This window comes from Caldicellulosiruptor kronotskyensis 2002, assembly GCF_000166775.1.
Classification (GTDB): Bacteria; Bacillota; Thermoanaerobacteria; order Caldicellulosiruptorales; family Caldicellulosiruptoraceae; genus Caldicellulosiruptor; species Caldicellulosiruptor kronotskyensis.
Genome location: NC_014720.1, coordinates 72,846 through 96,568 on the forward strand (window position 1 = coordinate 72,846; position 23,723 = coordinate 96,568).

The window sequence follows — 23,723 nt, forward strand, 5'->3', positions numbered from 1 at the left end:
TATTTCATACCGAAGTTTTTCATAAAACATATTAGTATAATTCCGCTTTACTCAAAAGAAGTCAAAGGAGGTGGTTATGATGCATGATTTAGAAAGATTATACAATAAACTATCAAAAATAATTGATGTTGTTAGTATTCTTTTATCTTTTTATATTGCGTGGTTTATAAGGTTTGAGATGACATTAATTCCGAGTACTGATCATTTAGGATTTGAAAGTTATATGACGGTAATGGCATTTTATATCATTTTTTATTTTTTAATATCAATTGTTTTTAAAATGGATTTAGACAGTTTTCAGATTGACGCATTTAAGTTAGTATACAAAGTTATAAGAACTAATGTTTTAACTGTTGTTTTTGTTATGACTATATTTTACATTATGAAGTTAGTAGATTATTCAAGGATATTCTTAATTACTTATGCAGTTATTAATTCAGTACTGAGTTTATGCCTAAGAACTGAATTAAAGAATTTTCTAACTAAAAGACAAAAAAAATTTTTTTCACAAGAGACTGTTCTTTTTATTGGACAAAATGATGAAGTAAATAAGATAGTTGATTATTTTAAGATAAATAATTACTTTACTATAATAGGATTTTTGGATGATACAAATCCAGAAGCCATTGGAAAGGTCTCTGAACTCGAAAATGTTCTCAATAAATACCATGTCGATGAAATCATAATTTGTTTGAAACTTGAAGAATACAATAAAATTCCATATATTATAGACATATCAGAAAAATATGGTATAAGAACATACATAGTGCCTGATTATTTTCGTTATATTCCTTCCAAAGCAAGAGTGGAAGAACTAAGGGGAATTCCGCTTATAAACATTAGATACTCACCTTTAGATGAGTGGACAAATAGATTTGTCAAAAGGGCATTTGACATTTTTGTATCATTAATTGGTCTGATTGTTTGTCTTCCTTTATTCATAATCATAGCAATTTTAATAAAATTAACATCTAAAGGGCCAATTTTGTTTACCCAGGAAAGAGTAGGCTATAACAGACGCGTTTTCAAAATGCACAAGTTCAGAACCATGTATGTTCAAGACCCTGATGAAGAGAAAGTAAGATGGACAACAAAAGACGACCCAAGAAGAACCCCAATTGGTAAGATATTAAGAAGGCTTTCTTTAGATGAGCTTCCACAGCTATGGGATGTTCTTGTTGGCAATATGAGCCTTGTTGGACCAAGGCCAGAAAGACCATATTTTGTTGAAAAGTTTAAAGAAGAAATTCCGAAATATATGATAAAGCACCGTGTGCGTCCAGGAATTACTGGCTGGGCTCAGATTCATGGACTCAGAGGAGATACTTCAATTGAAGAGAGAATAAAATATGATATTTGGTACATAGAAAATTGGTCTTTCTGGCTTGATATAAAAATAATTCTGGCAACCATCTTTGGTGGCAAGTTTATGGAGAATGCGTACTGAACTCTAATTAGTAGTTTGTTGAATTTCTATAATGTTATTTGATAGAATTTATAGAGGAAAATATTTTGGAGGTTATTTACTTATGTCAGAAAGAGAAATGTTAGAAAAGATTATCTTGGGCATTGAGGAACTAAAAAACGATGTAAAAGAGGTAAAAGTTAGGCTTGACAGGGTAGAAGAGAGGCTTGACAGGGTTGAAGAGAGACTTGACAGAGTAGAAGAAAGACTTGACAGAGTTGAAGAAAGGCTTGACAGAGTGGAAGAAAGACTTGACAGGGTTGAAGAAAGACTTGACAGAGTTGAAGAGAGACTTGACAAAGTGGAAGAGAGGCTTGATAAGCTTGAAGTGAGACTTAGCAGTCTTGAAGATGGTTTTGGCAGGCTTGAGAAAAGGGTTAGTGACCTTGAACAGAAAGTATATGCCTTAGAAAATGAAATTTCTACTGTCAAAAATGATATCAGAAATATGCAGACAGAAATGCAAAGTTTAAAACAGGCTATATTAGAAAATACAGGTTGTATAGATACACTTTTCAATGCTTTTGGAGGAGTTATACAATTTAAAGCAGATATAGAGAATTTTAGAAGTGACGTAAATAATTTCAAAAATGAAACCTCAACTAAAATAGAAAATCTTGTTGAAGTTACCAATAAAATAAAAGAAGAGTATGGCAGACATGATATTGATCTTAGGATTATGAAAGAAAAAATAGGAATTTTGATATAAATTACATAATAATGAATTTTTGTATTTTACAAAAAAAAGGGGCAATCCAAGGTTAAGTGCCCCTTTTAATTATTTTCCAAGCAAGTTTTTATAGTACTCTTCAAAATATCCGTAAGTCTCATCATCAAATAAACAAAACACAACCTTTTCAATGCTTGTATTTATACTGCTTAGAAAATCAACAGCAGTATCAATCAAAATCTTTGCGCATCTGTCCTTTGGAAATCCGAATATGCCGCTTGATACAGCAGGAAATGCAATGCTTCTTAGGTTATAAAGATGAGCAAGGTAGAGACTATTGTAAATTGCCATAGATAGCTTTTCATCCTCATTGCCTTCACCGTAAATTGGACCAACTGTATGTATTACAAACTTGCAAGGCAAGCAATAAGCATTTGTTATAACTGCATGTCCAGTTGGTAGAAAGCCAATCTTTTTGATAATCTCATCTGATTCTTTTTGTATTTCTTGCCCGCCTGCCCTTACAATTGCAAGAGCAACCCCACCACCGTGGCGCAAGTGGCTGTTTGCTGCATTTACAATTACATCAACATTTTCTTTTGTGATATCGCCTTTTTTGATAGCGATTTTTTGGAAAATTTCTTTCGTAGACAATTTATTTTCACCCCAAACTTTAAGAATTTTTCTGTTGAGTTGGCTGCTAAGCTTTGTTTTTGCTTAAAATTTCGTCAAACACAGTTTTTGTGTCAATGCCAAATTTTTCTAAAGAAGAAAGAATGCTCAGGCACACGGTAACTTGGGTAAAAAGGCTTGCAGCAAGTAATTTTCCGCAATCAGTGGTTGGGAAAGAGCAATATTCTTCTAAATATCTTTTTATATCTTGAGATACACTATCGTAAACTTGAACAAGCTCGTCAAACGATTTTTTTTCGGGAAAAATCTTTATAGGAGGCTTTTCCTTTTTAAAAAGAATTAGAGGTACTACTTTATTATAAGTTATTATAAGTCCCATGCCAGCCAAAAGTCCAGAGATTAAGATTAAACTGCTCTTCAAGCAATCACGTCCTTTCAAAAATTATTATACATCAAATTTATAAAACGTATCATAGGTTTTAAATGTTACATTTAATTTACTTTCACCCCCTTTCCCTTTGGTATTTCATTTACTTACGGCTTTTTATACCCTGATTGGTTTTACAGGCATTGTTGTTCTGCCGTTTAGAACAAACCTGTCGTGCTGAAAAAGGGATTTGAACAGGAAGGGAAGGTCGTAAAACTTTCTTTGAAAATGAGGTTTATCTTTGTAGTGATGTAGGTAAAAAGGTTTTTTTGATTCTTGTACATATTCAATGAGCCATTCATCACAGACCGTTCTTACTCTAACAAGATTTGAATGTATCTCATAACACTTAAAGCCATATTCTTGAGCCAGCCTTATTGCCTCTTGAAAAAGCCAACCATTCTGGCTCAAAGCTGTAATCACACTCCTTTATCAGAATTATATTTTCTTAATTAGCTCTATTTTCTTTTCAATCTGCATGCAAAATATAATTATATTCTTCACCAGAATTTTTCAAAGGCCAATTTTTATGCGAAGTTAGTAAAACTATTCTTAAACCAGTTTTTCAAAATAGCAGCTTATAACTTCTTAAAAAAACCATTTGAAAAAGAGAAAAACAGAGATAAAAAGAGAAAATTGAAGAAAACATAAGAAAACATAAGAAAACATCAAGTTTTCCCTGAAAAAATCGCGATTTTGAAAAAAAAGATTGACATGATTAGAAAGTGAATAGTAAAATTTTGCATGTAACAAAGAAACCAAAGAAGGATTAGCTTGAACGCAGTGTTAATAAACAAAGAAAAGGTATAAGAGTGGATTAGGAAGAAAAAGAAGTAAGAGGGGCAACAACCCTCTGATACAAACCTTTGGCGCCAATGGGGTAGAGGGGTTGCAATAAAAAAACAAAGAAGATGGAGGGGTGTGTGAGCATGTTTAAAAAAGTTTTGAGTATTTTGTTAATTTTTGCTTGTTTACTTAGTTTTAGTGTAGTATTTGCAGATGAGGTGCAGTCAAGTGGTAGCTCTTCGACGTCATCGGTGGTTTCACAAATAAAACAGGCAGCTGTATGTGAAACTGTGGGAGGCAGTGTTTATGATATTACACAATATAAATGGTTTTGGGATCCAATTAAAGTTGTAGGAACGAAGACAGTTTCTTTTCGAGACCCTTGGAAACGTATTTTCTCTTACAGAAATGATACGCCTAATAAAGTAAAAGTAACAATAACCCAGACATATACAGTTACAAATTCAACTGGTGGTAGTGTTACGCTTTCACCACAATTGATTCAAGCACAATTAGGGGTTAATGTTAATGCTTCCGTGACAAGAACATATACAAATACAGTGACAATACCACCTAACACAACATTTTATCTTGAAGCTGCAGGTACAGGAAGAAATATTTATTTTGATGTTTATGTACCACATTTATTTGACTCTGGTTACGATTATGAAGGTTCTGGATGGGTTAAGGAATATACAGGTATTTCATTTTGGGGACATTATTAATTGTTAATACTTTAAATTGTAAACCTTTAAATGTTATTCAATAAGGGCTGCTGAGCAAAAAAATAAGCAGCCCTTATTTAAAAATACAAGTAAACAGAGAGAGGAGATTAAATAAATGATGAATTTTTTTTTTAAAACAAAGAATAACACTTTTCATTTTCACAATTCTGTTTTTAATCAACATAACAATATCATCTATAAAAGGCATTGCTTCTGAAAAAGTGGTTTTCTTCCATTTAGGTAAAGATAAAGCATATATATTGAGAACCATAGCTAATATTCAGGGAGATATAAAATCAATTGTAAAGAGTGGATACATTCCTTTGGGAACAGAGAGTATGCATATAGTTTAAAAAGGTAGATATGAGTATCCAAGCTTGAGAGTTGGTGTTGTGGCAACAGAAGAGATTATAAAAAAACTTAAGTTCACAATGTTAGAGGGTGCAAATAATAGTAAGGTTAAAATAAATAAAGTTAAAATTGTCTCAAAGAAACCGTTTATAATAGGTGGTTTTAATTATTATACGTTTAATCTTTATCTGTCAGTAGATGATCTACAGAAAGGGATTTATATATTTAACAAACTTAAATATACATTAAATGGGAAAACAGAAGGAAAAGAAATTTTGTGCTATGTAGAAGTTACCAAAGAGAGTGACAATTATAATTTTTTATGGGTTGGGGGTTATCAACAACAAAAATTTGTAGCTAATCAAAGTGTGGAAGAGATAATAAATAATAGAGAGAAGGGGTACTTAGGTGAAGAATGGGAATATATTTTTGAAAATGCTACAGATAAAAATCTAAAGGTGATAAAGATAGATGTGCCTTCTAAAATATATCCTACGGTTAAAATTCAAATGACAGACAATATACCTTCAGGTGGATATTTACTAAAACCAAAAGAGAAAATAGAGTTTAAAATTTTCATACCTAAGAATTACCCTGAAGTTTATCATGTTTTAACATTATCTCCCAGAATACTCTACCAAAAAGAAAATGAAAAATACTTGAAAATAGCTTATCCTGAGACCTCGACAGGGATAGATTGTTACAAAGCAATTGACAACCCTGAAAATTTAACAAAAAAAGTTGCTAAATGAAGGTTAACAAATTATAGATGATAACAGATAAAGAGAAGAGTTTAAAATCAATTTGAAAGGAGACAAATTATATGTTAGAAAATGGAATAAAATTAAAAAACAAAATCGCGCAAAATGTTTTAATAATTATTATTGCTATTATTGCGGGTATTACTTTAATAATATGTCGGGTGAGTAAATAATTTTGTGTATTTAAGATAAGCCGTCCTTCTTGGTAAGTAATCATTCAAAATTTTATTGCCAACTTTCTATTTTTAGTATTTCCATTTCAATATTTTTTATGCATAAATTTTTAACTTCATGGAGAAAATTTAATACTGGGTTATATTATCTTTTTTTATTTGTTTTTTTAACTGCTTCTGTAGAAGCAGTTAAAAAACGCGAACTAACGATTGCTATCTACTTTATATATTCTCTCAACCGCTCAGGATACATTATTAAAAGCTGGTTTAATATCATATCCCAGTTTCTGTATCTTTGCGTCCACTTTCTTACAACATTTTTAGTCGCAAGATAAAGCATCATTTCTAAAGCTATATCATTTGGAAATACTGATTTTGACTTTGTAACTTTCCTAAACTGTCTGTGAACACCTTCTATAATGTTTGTTGTATAAATTATTCTTCTAATCTCTGGGGGAAACTTAAAAAACGAGGTCAGCATTTCCCAGTTGTTTTCCCAGCTTCTAAATGCATAAGGATATTGTTTCCCCCATTTCTCTTTTATTTGACAAAAATTCTCAAATGCCTCTTCTTCATTTGTTGCCTGGTATACTCTCTTGAAATCTTTTGAAAATTCTTTTATGTGTTTATACGAAACATACTTAAATGAATTTCTCAACTGGTGGATTATACATCTTTGAATATCACTCTTTGGAAACACTGCTTCTATTGCTTCTTTTAAACCAGTAAGACCATCAACACAAAACAGCAGGACTTCTTCTACTCCTCTTGTCTTTAAATCATTCAATCGACCTTGCCAAAACTTTGAACTTTCACTTTCTCCTATCCATATTCCTAAAACATCCTTATATCCCTCAATGGTAATCCCTAAAACAACGTAAGCAGCCTTATTTACAATCTTGCCTTCATCTTTTATCTTGTAATGGATTGCATCCATAAAAATAAACGGATATATCTTTTCCAATGGTCTGTTTTGCCACTCTCTTATTCTATGGTACTATTTTTTCTGTAATTTTGCTTACCATCTCAGCAGATACTTCAATACCATAGATATCTTTTATTTGTTCATGAATATCTCTTGTTGTCATCCCTCTGGAATATAAAGCTATTATTTTATCTTCAATTTCAGAGATATCTCTTTTATATTTGGGAATTATCTTGGGTTCAAATTCACCTTCTCTGTCTCTTGGAATATCAATTTCCATCTCTCCAAATTTTGTTTTTACGGTTTTCTGAGTATATCCGTTTCGAGAGTTAGTAGTTTGTTTGTTTTTAACGTCATATTTTTCATAACCCAGAGTTTCTTCAATTTCTGCTTCTAAAAAGCTTTGAAGTACATCTTTGAACAGGTCTTTTAAACTTTCGTAAATATCACTTACACTCTGAATATTATTTTTTCTTATAAACTCTAAGAGCTGCTCTTTTGTTAAAACATTCTCCATAACAAAAAACCTCCTTCTTGGATATTTTTGTTTATATTCTGATTCTTACCAAGAAGGAGGTTCTTATACTTTACACAAAATTATTTATAGTCTCGCTTTGTTCTGAAAAAGAGTTTGACATTTGACAGCTATGATCCGCAAAATTTGACAGTTTATAATGACATCTACAATTCTCATGTACTACTGAGTGTTTATGAGTGCACATATGCAGTTGTCAATGCTGATGTTTATGTAATAGACAGAGATACCTATAAAGAGCTTTTTGTTGGTACAACTGATTCAAATGGCGAACTTCCGCTTGTTATTACAAATGGGGAATACATTATAAAAATTGCATATAATAATCCCGAAACAGGCGCTTACGACTTTTACTATAAAGCCTTGCAAGTTTCACAGGATAGTGTGGTTGAGCTTGATTTATCACAGTTTAGTCAAATTCAATATATACCTGGATTCACTGAAGGCGGCGTTGGAATGGGAGACAAATTGCTACTTGGTTTTGACTTTGACTATGATGGAAAGTTTGTTGTATCATCAATTGAACAAGCAAGAAGAGCTTGGTTTGCGCCGGGGGACTATGGCTGGGTATGGGTTTTAGCACACAATCCATATTATAGTGACAATTACCTTGCTTTTTCATTAGAATACAAGCCTTTGCAAAGACTCATTATTCCAGAGGGTGTGCCACAACAATATACTGTAGACTTAAGAGTTGACAGAAGCAAAATAACTTTAAGCTGCGAGCGCAAACCTGAAGGAAGCTGGGATTTTGTACCTACTACACTTGATAGTGTATATGAAAAGGATGACCTTATAATTGATATTTATATTTTTACTTACAGCCAAAACTACATTGTAGGTGGGCATACTGTGCCAGAACATTTTGTTGAAGATAATGGCGATGAGCGTATTATGTGGGTGTCAATTCCTGGTATTTATCCAATTAATGTATTTACTATTTCAAATGATACACAGAAAGAGCTGTTTACAGGGCATCTTGGTTTTGTTGACACTAATAATACATGGCGTATAGCTGTGCTTGATGTTGTAAGTGGACAAAATTCAGTGCTTAGAATTTATTTGCCACTTTCGCCATATGACATTGATATTATTATCGACAGAGAAATTACAATATATCCGCTTTCAACAAGTTCAGGTGGTTCAAGAAGAGAGATGTATATTCAAAAAGCCAAAATTTTTAATCAGACAATAAAGATGCAGCGTTTACCGAGGAAATAAAGAAGAGATTGGTGAGGCTATCCTCAAAAAGTGAAGAGGGGATAGCCTTTATTATTCAAATTGAAACAAAATAACCCCATTGATAACCTCATATAAATAAATTAAAATATTAAAGTTAAAATACATATGGCTAAAAAATAAATTAACATAGATTGTCGGAGGTAATTTTAAAAATGGAAAAACAAGTCAAATACATCTTTGTCACAGGCGGGGTAGTGTCCGGGCTTGGCAAAGGAATCACTGCAGCATCAATTGGAAGACTATTAAAAGCGCGGGGCTTAAAAGTTACTATGCAGAAATTTGACCCATATATAAATGTTGACCCGGGTACTATGAGCCCATATCAGCACGGAGAGGTCTTTGTCACAGACGACGGGGCTGAGACAGACTTAGACCTTGGTCACTATGAAAGGTTTATCGATGAGAACCTCACAAAAAACAGCAATGTCACAACAGGAAAGATTTACTGGTCTGTAATCCAAAGGGAGCGACGTGGCGACTTTCTTGGTGGAACTGTGCAGGTAATTCCGCATATTACAAATGAAATTAAAGAGAGAATCTACAGGCTTGGTAAGAGCAACTCCACAGATGTTGTTATAACAGAAATTGGTGGGACTGTTGGCGATATTGAAAGCCTTCCGTTTTTAGAGGCTATAAGACAGGTTGCAACAGATATTGGAAAAGAAAATGTTCTGTATGTTCATGTAACTCTTGTTCCTTACCTATCAAAGTCAGGAGAACTTAAAACAAAACCAACACAGCACTCTGTAAAAGAGCTTAGATCAATAGGTATTCAGCCAGATATTATTGTTTGCAGAACAGAAAAGCCACTTTCACAGGAACTTAAGGCAAAGATTGCCTTGTTTTGTAATTTAAAGCCTGAATATGTAATTCAAAATATTGATGCAGAAAGCCTGTATGAAGTGCCTTTGATGCTTGAAAAAGAAGGGCTTGGGGAGATTATATGCGAAAAGCTTGGATTTGTCTGCACAAAACCAGACTTATCTGACTGGATTGAGATAGTAGAAAAAGAAAAAAATCTCAAAAAGAGTGTCAGAATTGCGCTTGTTGGAAAGTATGTTGAGCTTCATGATGCATATCTCTCTGTTGCAGAGGCACTAAAACATGCGGGAATTGCAAATGATAGCTATGTTGAGATTCTATGGACAAACGCAGAGGAAGTCACTTACGACAATGCGCACGAAAAACTTAAAAGTGCAGACGGAATTTTAGTGCCAGGCGGATTTGGTGACAGGGGTATTGAGGGTAAGATTGCAGCCATAAGGTATGCAAGAGAAAACAAAATTCCGTTTTTTGGAATATGTCTTGGAATGCAATGTGCTGTAATTGAGTTTGCAAGAAATGTTCTTGGGCTTGAAAAAGCAAACTCAACAGAGTTTGATGAAGCAACACCATATCCTGTGATTGACATCATGCCAGAGCAAAAGGACATATTCACAAAAGGCGGCACTATGCGTCTTGGACTTTATCCGTGTAAGCTTGAAGAAGGTACTCTTGCCCACAGAATTTACAACGATGAGCTTGTATATGAAAGGCACAGACACAGGTATGAGTTTAATAATGAATTCAAGGAAAAATTCAAGCAAGCCGGCATGGTATTTTCAGGAATATCACCGGACAGAAGGCTTGTAGAGATAATAGAGCTGAAAGACCATCCATGGTTTTTGGGTGTGCAATTTCATCCTGAGTTCAAGTCGCGCCCACAAAGACCTCATCCAATTTTTACAGATTTTATAAGAGCATCACTTGAGAATAGACAGAAAAAAGAGGGGATTTAATAACTTTTTTTAACCCCTCTTTTTGTTTTGATAACATTCATAATAACCTTATCTTCGTCTTCTTCTTGTATATGTAAGGTCCAAAGTTTTTGGTCGTTGCTGTCTTGGAAGCTCTGAAATGAGGTATATCACAAAAAGATGAATCAAAAATAGCACAAGGTTAAGTCCCACATGTATGTAAATATATAGAGGTCTTTGAAGAATTACCATGTTGGAAGATTCTCTTGCAAATTCTACAAATCCCATCAGATGTATTGAAAAAACCTGTAAAAGCAAAATCATAAAATTTGGAAAATGGGCATTAAACATAAACAGAACAGCAAGGATGCATGATATAACAAAGCCTGGTAAAAGTAGCAAGGTTGATGTTATGTAAAATCTTAAAATAATTGTTATCAAAAATATACTAATCAAACATATCAGTGACCAGACAAGAAGAAGCATTCCATCGTTTGAAAACAGGTTAGTGCCTGCAAAAAAGCAAAGGTATATCAAAAGCCAAAGAAATATTTCAAATGCAACATTTCTATTTTCCATAGTATTACAGCTCTTAAAAAGAATTTAAGAGCTTTTGCCCTCCTTTTTTAGCATCTTGAAGACTTACTTTTTGAAATTACTCCAAAATCAATTATACATTAAAATAACGAATTAGTGTATAATTAAATTATCAGACTGGTAAAATTGAAAATTTTCATTTAAAAAAAGGGGGATTTTAAATTTCATGTCCAAAGCACATATTCTTGTTGTAGACGATGAAAAACCAATTGTTGATATTATAAAGTTCAATTTAGAAAAAGAAGGATATAAGGTAACAGCGTCATATGACGGTGAGGATGCGTTAAATAGAATAAAAAATGAAAACTTTGACATGGTACTTCTGGATGTGATGCTTCCTAAACTTGACGGGTTTTCTGTATGCAAAAAGGTCCGTGAGTTTTCAGATGTCCCAATTATAATGATAACAGCAAAGGCTGATGAGGTTGACAAGGTTTTGGGGCTGGAGCTTGGGGCAGATGATTATATTACGAAACCGTTTGGTATAAGAGAGCTCATTGCCAGAATTAGAGCAAATTTAAGAAGGACAGCTCAAAGCGCAGCTCAAGATGGAAAGGTATTAAAAGCTGGGAATTTGACTTTGAACCCTGAGACGTTTGAAGTAAAGAAAGACGGCAAAGTTATTGAACTTACCGTAAGAGAATATGAGCTTTTGAAGTTTTTGATGTCGCAAAAGGGTCAGGTATTTTCAAGAGAAGAGCTTTTGGAAAAGGTTTGGGACTATGAATATTATGGAGATGTTAGAACAGTAGATGTTACTGTAAGAAGATTGAGAGAAAAAATAGAAGATAATCCATCAGAACCGAATTTTATTCTTACAAAGAGAGGAATTGGCTACTACTTTAATCCCAATATTTAAAAGTGAGGAGAAAAAATAATACCATGACAAAAAGCATTGAAAGTAGACTTATAATTGTCTTTGGTCTATTGATTTTGATACTCATGTTTATATCCAGCTTTTTTGTCATAGACAGGACAAAAAGTTATTTTTATGATGATATTAAAAACAAGATAGAATTTATGGTGAGTTCATCACTGATAAGGATTTTAGAGGATAAAAGCCTTACACAGCAGAAAATTCAGGAAATAATTGACCAGTCAATGAAGCAGAGTCAGTATGGTTTTATGATACAAAAACTAATTGTGACAGACAACAGAGGAAGACTCTTGGCATCTTTTCCAAGGATGGATATCAGCTTTTATCCTTCGGATGAGATATTGACAAGTCTTGCAGGCTATAAGGTTATTAAACGGGATTCAGAAAACCAGACTATGATTTTTGCTTTTCCCATAAAAAGTGGTAAGTCTGTTGAAAGGTCATTATATTTAGAAGTGTCTTGCCAAAGTATACTTGAAACTGTCACAGACATAAAAAATATTTTATTTATGGCATATGTTATTGGTATGGGTTTTTCACTATTTATTGGATTTTTGTTTGCAAAAACCCTTTCCAATCCGCTAAGAAAACTTACCAGGCAGGCACTTGAGATGGCACAAGGCAATCTTGATGTCAAGATTGAAATTTCCAGTCAGGATGAGATAGGCAAGCTTGCAAGTGCTTTTAAAATAATGGCAACAAATCTGAAAAGGTATATAACAGAGCTTGAGTTTGAAAAACAAAAGCTTGAAAGAATACTTCAGAACATGTCAGATGGTGTTTTGGCTATAAACTCGAGAAATGAGATAATTCATATAAATGAGAGTGCGAAGAGATTTCTCAAAGATGATATTCATGGATTTTTGGACAAAATTCAAGCTCAAAAAAGTTCTGTAGTTTCTCAGCCAATAATTTATGAAGTTGATGGCTATACACTTGAGGTTAGCATAGCATTTTTTGTTGATTCTTTTCAATCAACAGGTATGGTATTTATACTACATGACATAACAGAACAAGCAAAGCTTGACAGAATGCGCAAACAGTTTGTTGCAGATGTCTCACATGAGCTGAGAACACCAATTACCACTATCAAAACTTATTCTGAGACACTTTTAGATGTTGATGATGAAAGTGTTAAAAGAGAGTTTTTGACTGTAATAATAAAAGAATGCGATAGGATGACAAGGCTTATATCTGACCTTTTATACCTCTCAAGGCTTGACAGTGGAGAGAATATACTGAGAATAGAAGAAGTAAATATAAGTGAGCTTGTGAGGTTTGTTTGTGAAAAGATGCGAATTCATGCCAATAAAAAACACCAGAGTCTATTGTGCAATGTACAGGAGGATATTATAATAGATGCAGACAGAGACAGACTTGAACAAGTACTAATAAATCTTATTAACAACGCCATTACTTATGTTCAGGATGGTGGTAGGATAGAAGTTTGTCTTAAAAAAGAAAATGGAAATATTGAACTGACAGTTGAAGACAATGGGCCTGGTATACCTAAGGAGGACCTTCCACGGATATTTGAGAGGTTTTACAGAGTTGACAAGGCAAGGTCACGAAGTCTTGGGGGTAGCGGGCTTGGTCTTTCGATTGCTGATGAAATTGTAAAGGCTCATGGTGGCAGGGTTTTGGTTGAAAGCGAAGAAGGCGTTGGAACAAAGTTTACAGTAGTGCTTCCCTTAAAAGAAAAAGGACAAGTGACTTTGTAATGTGCTTTTAACATGCTTGTAACAAGATTGTAATAATAAAATTGTATAATGTAATTAGGATTATTATATGTAAGTGGTGAAAAAGAAGATGAAAAAGTTTGCATCTATGGCTGTAATAATGTTAATCTTATTTAACTTAACCTTGACATATGCATTTGCAGGAGAGACTCTTTCTAAGGCAAAGAATATAAATTCAATTGAGATAGATGGCAGTAAAATTGCATCAACCAGTACCTCCCTTGTGGAGATAGCAGATTACAACAGCAATATTACAACTTCAGCATTTGTGCTGTCTGGAAAGAGTTCAGAAGGTGTTGAAATTAGTATATATACTAAGAAAGACAAGAAAGAGGCATTTACACAGAATAATATTGTTGAAAAGTTTACTGTTGGCAAGTCTGGATATTTTGCAAAAAAGATAAATGTTGATGAGGGAACAACATATATTTTAGTTGTGGCTAAAAAAGACAGTGATGTGCAGATTAGCATGTTGAAAGTGTCATATCAAAAAGAAGAGAGTTTTGGAAGATGGATAGAAAAAGTTATTTCAAACATTATAAATTCGTTTGGTAAATAAAAAAGAGGGTAAGCTAAATGAAGTATAGCAAAAAAGAGTTTTTAAAAAGCATAGTGCTGAGTATACTTGTTATACTCAGCATTTATTTGTATTATAAAATTTATTTTGACTACAAAACAGAAGACATTATAAAATTAGCCTTAGCATACAAGAAAGAACAATCTCAGCAGCAGCTTTTGAAAAAGGCAAAAGAAATTTTGGTTTCGCCAAAGGAAATGTATTTAAACATTTCAAAAAATATTACACTCAGGATTTTGAGCAACCAGAACGAATATTTAAAAGTTGTCTCAAAGTTTATAGAAGGAATTGAGAGAGGATTTGTCAAAAGAGAGGTAGAAGTGTCCACTAAAAATTTAAATATAGATTTTTTTAAGTCAGGTAGATATTTAATTTTTTGCTATGATTATCCTGTTAACTTGAATGTTTTCTTGTATGAGTTAACAAGAAGAACTACTGACAAAATACCGAAAGGTTTTGAATTTGACAAAATATTTATAAAAGAAGATTCAAATGCGACTATTGTGTATTTTTTCAATTCCCAAAAACAGGTTGCGATTTTGCAGAAATTTGACCAGTTTGGTTTTTTGCCACTGGAAAGAGTAATTGAGAAAAACTTATCCATTATATATTCATGGGCAGACGGGCTTGGGTTTACAGAGATAGCCAAAAATGATGTATTGATACCAATTGAATTTTCTGATGTTCAGTTTTCTGAGATAAAAATAAAAGATAGCAGTTTTAAGAAAGAATGGATTGTTCGCAGACTATTTCCGGATACTATTCTTACCAGAAAGAATATTCTTAAAGACGGCGATATTGCAATAACAGACGAAAGAAAGATGTTGGTTTTTAAAAATGACCGAGGTTTTGAATTTGAATACACAGAGAAAGCATTTGGTGACAGAGTAGATTCTGTCTGCGATACTTTAATGTTTTATCTTAAGACATTTTATACCGATGAAGACTTGAGAGTTTTTAGTCTTAAGACAGAAAAAGAAGGCAATTTTACCATAAAGCTTGGTTTGAGAACAAGCGGAATAGACATTGCTTCATCTGATGAAGAGTACTGTGTAGAAATTGAAGTAAAAAGCGGAAGGATTTATAGAATCTCGGGATACATTTTTGATATCATTAAAGTCAGGACTTCACAGATAAAGGTTGAAGGGATTGCGGCAATTGACACATTAAAAGAACGGAAAGGTGATATTTTCATAGAGGATATAGACATTGAATATGTTTTAGGTGGTGCAAGTTCATATCCTTACTGGAAAATAAAAACTCAAAACGGAGTTGCCTTTGTTGAAACAATAAAGTAATTTAAAGGAGACTTGGATATAGTTATGAACTGGTCAAGAGTAAAGACAATAGCAATATTAGTGTTTGCACTAATTTTTGTATTTCTTGTAATAAGGTATTTAAATCTTTTTCCAAAAGAAGAGTATCTTACAAAACAGCAGGTAGACATTGCTAAGAGTATACTTTCGCAGAACTCTATAAAGCTCTTGTGCGATGTTGACAGAAGAATATATTATGTATCAAAACTTAGTGTGACAACAGAAAACAAGTATGATAGCATAGTTACAAAGCTTTTTGGAAAAAGAGTGGACAGGTATCAGAATGAGTTTGAAAGCAGCATTTATCATCTCAAAATTGTCAACCAGACCCTTTTTTTAGAGTCAAAGTATTACCAAGACCCGTTTGAACTTTTTGATATAAAAAAAGGTGACTATATTAAGGACTACGACGGTAGTTTCATTCAGGTATTTAGAGGATATCCAATTTTTGATGGGAGGTTGAAGGTAATAAAACAAAAAGATAATACACTTTATATATTTTCAAAAATAAATCCAAAAAGATTTGAGATAAAAAGAACAAGAGCTATTTCAGCGCTTGAAGCAGTTTTTAATCTTTTAAACCAGCAGAAAGGCATAAAAGAAATTCAAAATATAAAGTTTGGATTCTATTTAAAGGATTTCAATGTTATACAAGGTCAGGCAATTCCTGTTTGGCGAATTATAGCAGATGGCAATGTTTATTATATAAACGGGTTTACGGGGATGTTGGAGTAAGTGGCTGATAAAGCAGGTAAAATAAATAAAGGCAGGGGCTTTATAATGTTTTAAAGTCTCTGCCTTTTTATTTTTGATCAAAAATCTTAAATTTAGATACCACTTCTTAAAAAACCCCTCTTTTTTATAGACTTTGCCCCATTTTATAATAAAATCAGAAAAACAAATTGTAGTTTATGTAATATAAAAAATATAACCTTTATAGAAGGAAGGCGATATATCATGGAATCAGTTATCTCACCGAATATGCAGCACAGCCGCCAAAGTGGTTTTAAAAGATTTTTGCACAAGTTAAATGAACAAAAATATCTTCAGGCAATGGCGATACCTGGTGTAATTTGGATGATAATTTTTAACTACATACCAATGTATGGAATTATAATTGCATTTAAAGAATACGACATTACTTTAGGCTTTAATAAATCACCATGGGTAGGTCTTGCTAACTTTAAGGAATTTTTTGCTGATGAAAGATTCTGGTTGATAATAAAGAATACAGTGGGAATAAGCTTTTTCAAACTTCTTGTAGGATTTCCTCTTCCCATATTATTTGCAGTGCTTTTAAATGAGCTTGTGTCAGTCAGGTTCAAAAGAACTGTCCAGACAATATCTTACCTGCCACATTTTATATCTTGGGTTGTGCTTGGCGGAATACTTATGAACTGGCTGTCAGAAACAGGTCTTATAAATATAATTTTAACAAAAATTGGAATATTAAAGCAGCCTATAGCTTTCTTGGCAGAACCAAAGTATTTTTGGGGAATAACGGTTGTATCTGAAGTTTGGAAGGAACTTGGTTGGAATGCGATAATCTATTTAGCAGCAATTGCTGGAATTGACCCTGAGCTTTATGAAGCTGCAACTGTAGATGGGGCAGGCAGGTTTACAAAGATGTTCAAGATTACCATACCATGTATTTCTGGTACAATTGCTATTATGTTTATTTTGGCGGTAAGTGGACTTATGAACTCTAACTTTGACCAGATATTTGTTCTCAGGAATCCGCTCAATGCAGATGCTTCTGATGTTATTGATATATATGTTTACCGTATGGGGATAGAGGCGTTCAGATTTTCGTATGCAACTGCAATAGGACTTTTTAAGTCGATAATTGCACTGATGTTACTTCTTACTGCAAATGGAGTTACAAAGAAACTTACTGGCAAATCATTATTTTAATTTCTATATACTGTAAAATTGAGCTATGAAAAGAGGTGTAAATTGAAATGAAAATCAAATCTTCATTTGGAGATAAGATATTTGACATTTTTAATATAACATTAATGCTTATTATATGTTTCTTAACATTATATCCAATTTGGTATATCATAGTATATTCTTTTAACGAAGGAAAAGATGCAATGCTTGGCGGTATCTACTTTTGGCCACGCAAGTTCACACTGGATAACTACAAAACTGTTTTTAGCAATAGCGACATCACAACAGCATTTATGGTGACAGTGGCACGAACAGTTATAACAACTACACTGCATGTATTTTTCACTGCAATGGTTGCATATGCTTTTTTGCGTAAAGAACTTTTGGGAAGAAAGATTTACATGGCAATGGGAACAATAACCCTCTTTTTTGGAGGGGGGCTTATACCATACTTCCTACTTATTAAAAGTTTGGGATTGTACAATACCTTTTGGGTGTATGTAATACCAGGAATGTTCAACTTTTATAATCTTATAATCTTCCAAGCCTTTTTCAGAGAACTTCCAATTGAACTTGAAGAGTCTGCAAAGATTGATGGAGCAAACGACTTTATAATATTTACAAGAATAATCCTTCCACTGTCAACACCAGTTTTGGCAACAATAGCTCTTTTTGTTGGAGTTTATAACTGGAATGACTATTTTATGGGAGTTATATTCATTAATAATCCAAAACTTCAGCCAATACAGACATTTTTGTACAAAGTGATAGCTCAGGTAACCTCGAATCAGATGCTTGCATATGCTCCAGGCGGTATTGCAACAAGAAACGTTACCTCTCAATCGTTAAAGATGGCTACAATGGTTATTACCACCTTACCAATTGTATGTGTCTATCCATTTTTACAAAAATATTTTGTTAAAGGTCTATTGATAGGTGCCATAAAAGGATAATAATACAATCATATAATCGATCGATGGCATTAACTGCACGTCTGTGCAGTTAATAAAAATAAAAAATATACTAAAAGGAGGTATTTTTAGCATGAGAAATTTAAAACTTAAAAGACTTTTGGCTTTAGTTGTAGCTATTGCATTTGTTGCAAGTCTAGTTCCATTTGCTATTGGTAGTGCAGCAAGTTCTGTCAAGCCAGGGTGGAAAGAAGATGCCAAAAAACCAATCACATTTGATTGGTACATCAACTTTTCGTGGTTTGGGACAAAGTGGGGTGGAAATGCAGTTTCTGATTACATTACAAAAAAGACAGGTGTTAAAATCAATTTTATAGTCCCAGCAGGAAATGAAAATGAAAAACTCAATGTAATGATTGCTTCAAACACACTCCCAGACTTTATAACTCTTGGTTGGTGGGAAGAAGCAGTTAAAAAGATGATTGCAGGGAAGCTTGTATATGCTTTGGATGAACTTGCAAAGAAATATGACCCGTACTTCTTCACGGTTGCAAACAAGCAAAGACTTGGCTGGTATACCGAACCAGATGGGCATGTCTATGGCTATCCAAATGCATCTTATACACCGAGTGACTATCAGAATCCTAAATTAAAAATTTATTCAAACCAAACTTTCCTTGTAAGAAAAGATATGTATGAAGCACTTGGCAAACCTGATATGAGAAAACCAGATACATTCTTGAAAGCTTTGGCTGACGCTAAAAAGAAGTTCCCAACAGTAAACGGCCAGCCACTTATTCCAATTGGTTTCCATGAATTCACAGATACAGGCTGCTACTCACTTGAAAGCTATCTGTGGAATTTCTTGGCGCTGCCACGTGAGAAGAATGGAAAACTTTATGACATTGTAGCACATCCAGAGTATATCAGATGGCTCAAGACATTCAATGAAGCGTACAGAAGAGGGCTTATTGCGAAAGATGTATTCATTGACAAGAGAGCACAGATGGAAGAAAAGATTGCTCAGGGAAGATACTTTAGTATGATTTATCAGAGAACAGATTTTGTTGCTCAGCAGCAAGAACTCTACAAGAAAAATCCAAACATGATTTATATAGCAGTTGACGGTCCTGCAAACTCAAAGCTTGAAAAACCAAAACTTGCAGGTCCTGGCATCGCAGGATGGACTCTCACCATGATTTCAAAGAACAACAAAGATCCAAAGAGAGCTATAAGATTTATGAGCTACTGGCTCAGCCCAGAAGGACAGAAAGATTTCTATCTTGGACCAAAAGGTGTAACATGGGATGTTATTAATGGCAAAGAGCAGTTTAAGCCTGATGTTGTAAAGCTTATGCAGACAGATAGAGGAGCATTTGATAAGAAATATGGCGCAGAACTTACCTACTGGATGCTTGGTGACTGGCCATATGTATCCCAGTGGGACCCTGGCATGCCACCATACCTGCAACAGATGGCTGATTGGACACTTGGCAAAACTGTTAGCTATGCACAGTATGACAATCTAAATCCACCTGCTGATAGCCCAGAAGGTGTCATAGCACGAAAGATTGCTCTTAAATGGGGTCAGACTCTGCCAAAACTTATAATGGCAAAGTCATCAGCTGAGTTTGATAAAATATTTAATGAATTCCAAAACTACAAGAAACAGATTGGTTTTGATAAATTACTAGCATGGCAACAAAAGAAGTTAGAAGAGAATAAGAAAAAGCTTGGGCTAAAATAAAGTATAAATGGTTCGTTTAAAAAAGATATATTTTATATCAAGATTTAAAAAGGCTGATGGTTATTATTGTATGCCATCAGCCTTTTTAAAAATCATTTGATATTTTGAATGTACAGGCAGGTACTGATATAATGAGAGTATATATAATCGAATAATAGAGGATGGATTGGAATGAAACATTCCACATTAAAGCATATCATTAAAAATATATTTAAGTTTAACATTCGTCAGAAATTAATTTTAACCTATATTTTCATTGTTGCAGTGCCTCTTTCAATCCTTCAGGTAAATGCTTTTTACAGAGTAAGAATTATGACAGAAAAAGAATATATAAACAACGTCAATTTTGAGGTCAGCAAGCTCAAAAATGATATTATGAAAAATATAGAGCAGTTTATAAAAGCTACACAGTTTATTTTAAACAATCAGGAATTTATTGAATTTGCATCAACATACCAGGAAAGAAATGTTGAGGATATTTACTCTTTTAAAGTAAATGTTCTTGATAAGATAGAATATCTTCAGTATGTAAACTTTAATATAAATAGAATAAGATTCTTTACAAACAATCATTTTATCCCTGAAATGTGGCCGACCCTGTACCACATAGAGAGATTAAAAAATTTTAAGTTTATAGATAAATTCTTATCTGATAAAAAACAGACCTCGCTTTGGAAACTTAACAATACTGACATACTTGGTCCGCCGCTTAACAGTGATGAAAAGGTTGTATCTTTGTATACAAAGGTTACAGATTTAGTAGGTAATTTGATTGGTATAATTGAAGTTAACATGAAAATCGATGAGTTTTTTGCAAGTGAACTTTCGCGGGAAAGTGACAATTCGGTTACAATTGCTATTTCTCAAAATGGTGATGCGATTTTCAGTAAACAGACACCACCTTTTTTGAAAAGACTCAATCTCAGTAGCAAAAAACTTGTTGAACTGTTAGAAGACAAGGTTAAAACCATCGAAAGCGAAGGGATTGTTCATTTTAAAATAAATAAAAACTCAGCAGCTTTTATTTACACTTATATTCCTGTTTTGGGTGTAAAACTTTACAAAATCATTTTGTTTGATGAGCTTACCAAAAAAATAAATGAAATAACACTTCAGATGCTTGGACAAGCATTGGTTTTAATTATTATTTCATCAATCCTGATTTTTATTTTAATCACTTTAATTCTTAAGAAGCTCAGACAGGTAATTCTCAGTATGAGAGCTGTTGAAAATGGGAACTTTGACATCTCAATTGACATAAAGGGTGATGATGAGATTGACGAGCTTGCCCAGCACTTTTTGAACATGGTGGAAAAGCTCAAGATATTGATTGGCGAGATGGTAAGAAGAGAAGTTGCTCAAAAAGACGCTCAAATAAAGGCTTTACAGTCACAAATTAATGCTCATTTTATCTATAACGTGCTTGAAAATATAAAGATGATGGCAGAATACAGTGAGAATTATGATGTTTCAGACGCAATAACAAAACTTGGCAAGATGATGAGATACAATATGAGCTGGAAAAGGAAATTTGTTACTCTCAAAGAAGAGATAGAGAATATTCAAAATTATATTTCTCTAATGAACATAAGATACGACAATGAGATAAAACTTCTTGTAAATGTAGACAATGAAATTCTGAACATTGAAGTGCCCAAACTTATTTTGCAGCCGATAGTTGAAAATGCAATAAATTATGGAATTGAACCAAAAGGCGAGGGTGGAAGCATTTTTATAGACGGAAGCATAATTGGCAATTACATAGTTATTTCAATAATAGATGATGGACTTGGGATTGAAGAGGAAAAGCTTGTTGCAATTCAAACAGCCTTAGAAAATGATACAGAAACAGAATGTTATCATGGACAAGGAATAGCTCTCAAAAATGTAAACGAAAGAATAAAACTTGCTTATGGGAAGGAATTTGGAATTAAGATAGATAGCAAATTTGGCGAGTTCACAAAGGTGACAATAACATTGCCTTACAATAGATTTTAATATCACATTTTTATTTTTAAAAGGCGGGAAAGAATATGAGAAAGGTACTAATTGTCGATGATGAAAAGCTTATTCGAAAAGGTATCAGAACAATCTTAGAGAGGAATATTGCCGATTTGGGTGAAATTAAGGAAGCCTCGAATGGGAAAGAAGCTCTGGACCTTCTCTTTTTAGAAAGGTTTGATATTTTGATAATAGATATAAGACTTCCACAAATGGATGGGATATCTGTTTTAAAGAAGATTCAAAATTTGTCTCATAAACCCAAAATTATCGTAATAAGTGGATATGATGAGTTTAGTTATGCTAAAGAATGTATGCAATATGGAGCAAGAGGATATATTTTAAAACCTATAGATAAAAAAGAGATTATCGAAATTGTAGAAAAGGTTAAAAGTGAACTTCAAGAGGAAGAAAATAACTTAAGACTTATATCATTGCAAAAAATTCTGAGAGCAAAAATGTTCGAGTCAGAGATAAACAACATCATCTTTTCAGGAATGGATATAGACAGGTTCAAAGAAAGATTAAAAGATATGGAAATACTAGCAGATGAAAAAGTAATGGCTGTATATTTTCTTCTACCCGGAAATAACCCTGACCTAAACGATTTTTCGGCAGAAGAGGACAAGTTAAAGCTCAGTAAAATATTGCCGGAAGGAAGCTATGTTTCTACCATATATAACCAGAGAAAAGACATTTTGATGTTTACAAAAATGGCTTTTTGTTATGAGGATATAAAGAAAAGTTATGAGACTTTGACGGGCAGGAAAGTTTACATGGGCATTTGTGACTTACAGGAAAGTTTTGAGAATGTGAAATTACTTTATGAGAGAGCTTATAAAGCAGCATTCTACAGCTTCATTTTGAACAAAGAGATTGAATTTTGGTCACAGATTTCTTGGCGTGAAAAAGAAAAGCTTAGTCAATCTGACAGCATTGAAAAGTTGAAAGAACTTATCCTTGCTGGTAAACAAAAAGAGGCAATAAGGTTTTTAGAAAGCATTTTTGATTACCACTTTTTTAACAAATATTCGGCAGACAGCATCTTGGCACTTTCCGAAAAACTTTACACACAAATTGTAGACTGGTTTTGCCACCATGTACCCAAAAAAGTACTTGACATTCACGAATATCAAGTGCTTGCCAGCATGTTCAATTTCGCAACTATATCCGACTATGTAAACCACTTCAAAAAGTTTATTGTTGAGGCAACAGAGATGGTCAGTTCATTGAAGGGAATTTTGAATGTAAAGGATGAAATTGATGAGGCTATTAAATTTATAAATCAGAACTATCACAAGGATATAAATATGGCAATGGTGGCAAATCATGTATCGCTAAATTATTATTATTTTTCAAGCATCTTTAAAGAAAAAATAGGGATGAGTTTTTTAGACTATTTAAACAAAGTAAGGATTGAAAAAGCCAAGGAACTTCTGGCGAATACAGATTTAAAGGTTTGGGAGATAGCCGAGAAGGTGGGTTATAAAAATCCCAAACACTTTGCAAGAATATTCAAAGACATTACAGGGCTTACCCCGAATGAGTATAGAGATGCTCAAAAAAGATTGAAAGAATAGGAAGTTTATTGTAAAACAATGATAATAACATATGCATGCATCCATCTTCAAAAAAA

General features: G+C 33.3%; 20 protein-coding genes and 1 pseudogene. 16 read left to right on the forward strand and 5 right to left on the reverse strand.

The features are described from left to right. Nucleotides 1-79: 79 nt before the first annotated feature. Both CALKRO_RS00245 and CALKRO_RS00250 read left to right on the forward strand, forming a co-directional pair. Nucleotides 80-1,447 carry an undecaprenyl-phosphate glucose phosphotransferase gene (locus tag CALKRO_RS00245; RefSeq protein WP_049775603.1) on the forward strand — a complete coding sequence of 456 codons (1,368 nt, stop codon included), beginning with the start codon at nt 80-82 and terminating at the stop codon, nt 1,445-1,447. 82 nt (nt 1,448-1,529) lie between these two features. Then, nucleotides 1,530-2,174, forward strand: a complete 645-nt coding sequence (locus tag CALKRO_RS00250) for a hypothetical protein (protein WP_013429125.1) — start codon at nt 1,530-1,532, stop codon at nt 2,172-2,174. Nucleotides 2,175-2,243: 69 nt separating this feature from the next. Here the strand turns inward: CALKRO_RS00250 and CALKRO_RS00255 are convergent, their stop codons facing one another. The 3 genes from CALKRO_RS00255 to CALKRO_RS00265 form a co-directional block, all read right to left on the reverse strand. Then, nucleotides 2,244-2,789, reverse strand: a complete 546-nt coding sequence (locus CALKRO_RS00255) for a macro domain-containing protein (protein WP_013429126.1) — start codon at nt 2,787-2,789, stop codon at nt 2,244-2,246. A 46-nt stretch (nt 2,790-2,835) separates the two neighbouring features. Further along, nucleotides 2,836-3,189 carry a hypothetical protein gene (locus CALKRO_RS00260; RefSeq protein ID WP_013429127.1) on the reverse strand — a complete coding sequence of 118 codons (354 nt, stop codon included), beginning with the start codon at nt 3,187-3,189 and terminating at the stop codon, nt 2,836-2,838. Nucleotides 3,190-3,312: 123 nt separating this feature from the next. Further along, nucleotides 3,313-3,606, reverse strand: a complete 294-nt coding sequence (locus CALKRO_RS00265; protein ID WP_013429128.1) for a hypothetical protein — start codon at nt 3,604-3,606, stop codon at nt 3,313-3,315. 518 nt (nt 3,607-4,124) lie between these two features. Between CALKRO_RS00265 and CALKRO_RS00270 the strand changes: the two genes are divergently transcribed. Beyond that, the gene (locus tag CALKRO_RS00270; RefSeq protein WP_013429129.1) at nt 4,125-4,706 is read left to right on the forward strand and encodes a DUF6426 family protein; all 582 of its coding nucleotides are present in this window, start codon (nt 4,125-4,127) and stop codon (nt 4,704-4,706) included. Between the two features lie 392 nt (nt 4,707-5,098). Beyond that, nucleotides 5,099-5,809 carry a hypothetical protein gene (locus CALKRO_RS00275; protein ID WP_013429130.1) on the forward strand — a complete coding sequence of 237 codons (711 nt, stop codon included), beginning with the start codon at nt 5,099-5,101 and terminating at the stop codon, nt 5,807-5,809. Nucleotides 5,810-6,208: 399 nt separating this feature from the next. On the opposite strand, the pseudogene CALKRO_RS13175 reads toward CALKRO_RS00275, so the two are convergent. Next, nucleotides 6,209-7,433 (reverse strand): annotated as a pseudogene (locus tag CALKRO_RS13175) (IS256-like element ISCbe6 family transposase). A 114-nt stretch (nt 7,434-7,547) separates the two neighbouring features. On the opposite strand from CALKRO_RS13175, the gene CALKRO_RS00290 reads away from it, so the two are divergent. After that, a complete protein-coding gene (locus CALKRO_RS00290; RefSeq protein WP_013429132.1) occupies nt 7,548-8,672 on the forward strand; it encodes a hypothetical protein in 1,125 nt (374 codons plus the stop codon). Between the two features lie 173 nt (nt 8,673-8,845). After that, complete coding sequence (locus CALKRO_RS00295; RefSeq protein ID WP_013429133.1) at nt 8,846-10,471, forward strand: CTP synthase; 1,626 nt, start codon at nt 8,846-8,848, stop codon at nt 10,469-10,471. A gap of 48 nt (nt 10,472-10,519) precedes the next feature. On the opposite strand, the gene CALKRO_RS00300 is transcribed toward CALKRO_RS00295, so the two are convergent. Continuing rightward, nucleotides 10,520-11,008, reverse strand: coding sequence for a hypothetical protein (locus tag CALKRO_RS00300; protein WP_013429134.1), 489 nt, complete (start codon nt 11,006-11,008; stop codon nt 10,520-10,522). A 184-nt stretch (nt 11,009-11,192) separates the two neighbouring features. Here CALKRO_RS00300 and CALKRO_RS00305 point away from each other — a divergent pair, with 184 nt between their 5' ends. The 10 genes from CALKRO_RS00305 to CALKRO_RS00350 all read left to right on the forward strand — a co-directional run bounded on the left by CALKRO_RS00305 (nt 11,193) and on the right by CALKRO_RS00350 (nt 23,667). Beyond that, complete coding sequence (locus tag CALKRO_RS00305; protein ID WP_013429135.1) at nt 11,193-11,885, forward strand: response regulator; 693 nt, start codon at nt 11,193-11,195, stop codon at nt 11,883-11,885. A gap of 23 nt (nt 11,886-11,908) precedes the next feature. Beyond that, nucleotides 11,909-13,624 carry an ATP-binding protein gene (locus CALKRO_RS00310; RefSeq protein ID WP_013429136.1) on the forward strand — a complete coding sequence of 572 codons (1,716 nt, stop codon included), beginning with the start codon at nt 11,909-11,911 and terminating at the stop codon, nt 13,622-13,624. Nucleotides 13,625-13,712: 88 nt separating this feature from the next. Then, complete coding sequence (locus tag CALKRO_RS00315; RefSeq protein ID WP_193345558.1) at nt 13,713-14,201, forward strand: hypothetical protein; 489 nt, start codon at nt 13,713-13,715, stop codon at nt 14,199-14,201. A gap of 17 nt (nt 14,202-14,218) precedes the next feature. Next, the gene (locus tag CALKRO_RS00320) at nt 14,219-15,517 is read left to right on the forward strand and encodes a two-component system activity regulator YycH (protein ID WP_013429138.1); all 1,299 of its coding nucleotides are present in this window, start codon (nt 14,219-14,221) and stop codon (nt 15,515-15,517) included. Nucleotides 15,518-15,541: 24 nt separating this feature from the next. Next, nucleotides 15,542-16,270, forward strand: coding sequence for a hypothetical protein (locus tag CALKRO_RS00325; protein ID WP_013429139.1), 729 nt, complete (start codon nt 15,542-15,544; stop codon nt 16,268-16,270). Between the two features lie 222 nt (nt 16,271-16,492). Beyond that, entirely contained in the window at nt 16,493-17,449 is a 957-nt protein-coding gene (locus CALKRO_RS00330; RefSeq protein WP_013429140.1) for an ABC transporter permease, read from the forward strand. Nucleotides 17,450-17,496: 47 nt separating this feature from the next. Further along, nucleotides 17,497-18,381: a carbohydrate ABC transporter permease gene (locus tag CALKRO_RS00335; RefSeq protein WP_013429141.1), complete on the forward strand. Its 885-nt coding sequence runs from the start codon at nt 17,497-17,499 to the stop codon at nt 18,379-18,381. A gap of 91 nt (nt 18,382-18,472) precedes the next feature. Next, on the forward strand, nt 18,473-20,086 hold the full coding sequence (locus CALKRO_RS00340) for an extracellular solute-binding protein (RefSeq protein ID WP_013429142.1): 1,614 nt from the start codon (nt 18,473-18,475) through the stop codon (nt 20,084-20,086). A gap of 171 nt (nt 20,087-20,257) precedes the next feature. Continuing rightward, on the forward strand, nt 20,258-22,084 hold the full coding sequence (locus CALKRO_RS00345) for a sensor histidine kinase (protein ID WP_013429143.1): 1,827 nt from the start codon (nt 20,258-20,260) through the stop codon (nt 22,082-22,084). A gap of 35 nt (nt 22,085-22,119) precedes the next feature. Beyond that, nucleotides 22,120-23,667 (forward strand): response regulator transcription factor, encoded by a 1,548-nt coding sequence (locus CALKRO_RS00350; protein WP_013429144.1) that lies wholly within the window; start codon nt 22,120-22,122, stop codon nt 23,665-23,667. Nucleotides 23,668-23,723: the final 56 nt, after the last annotated feature.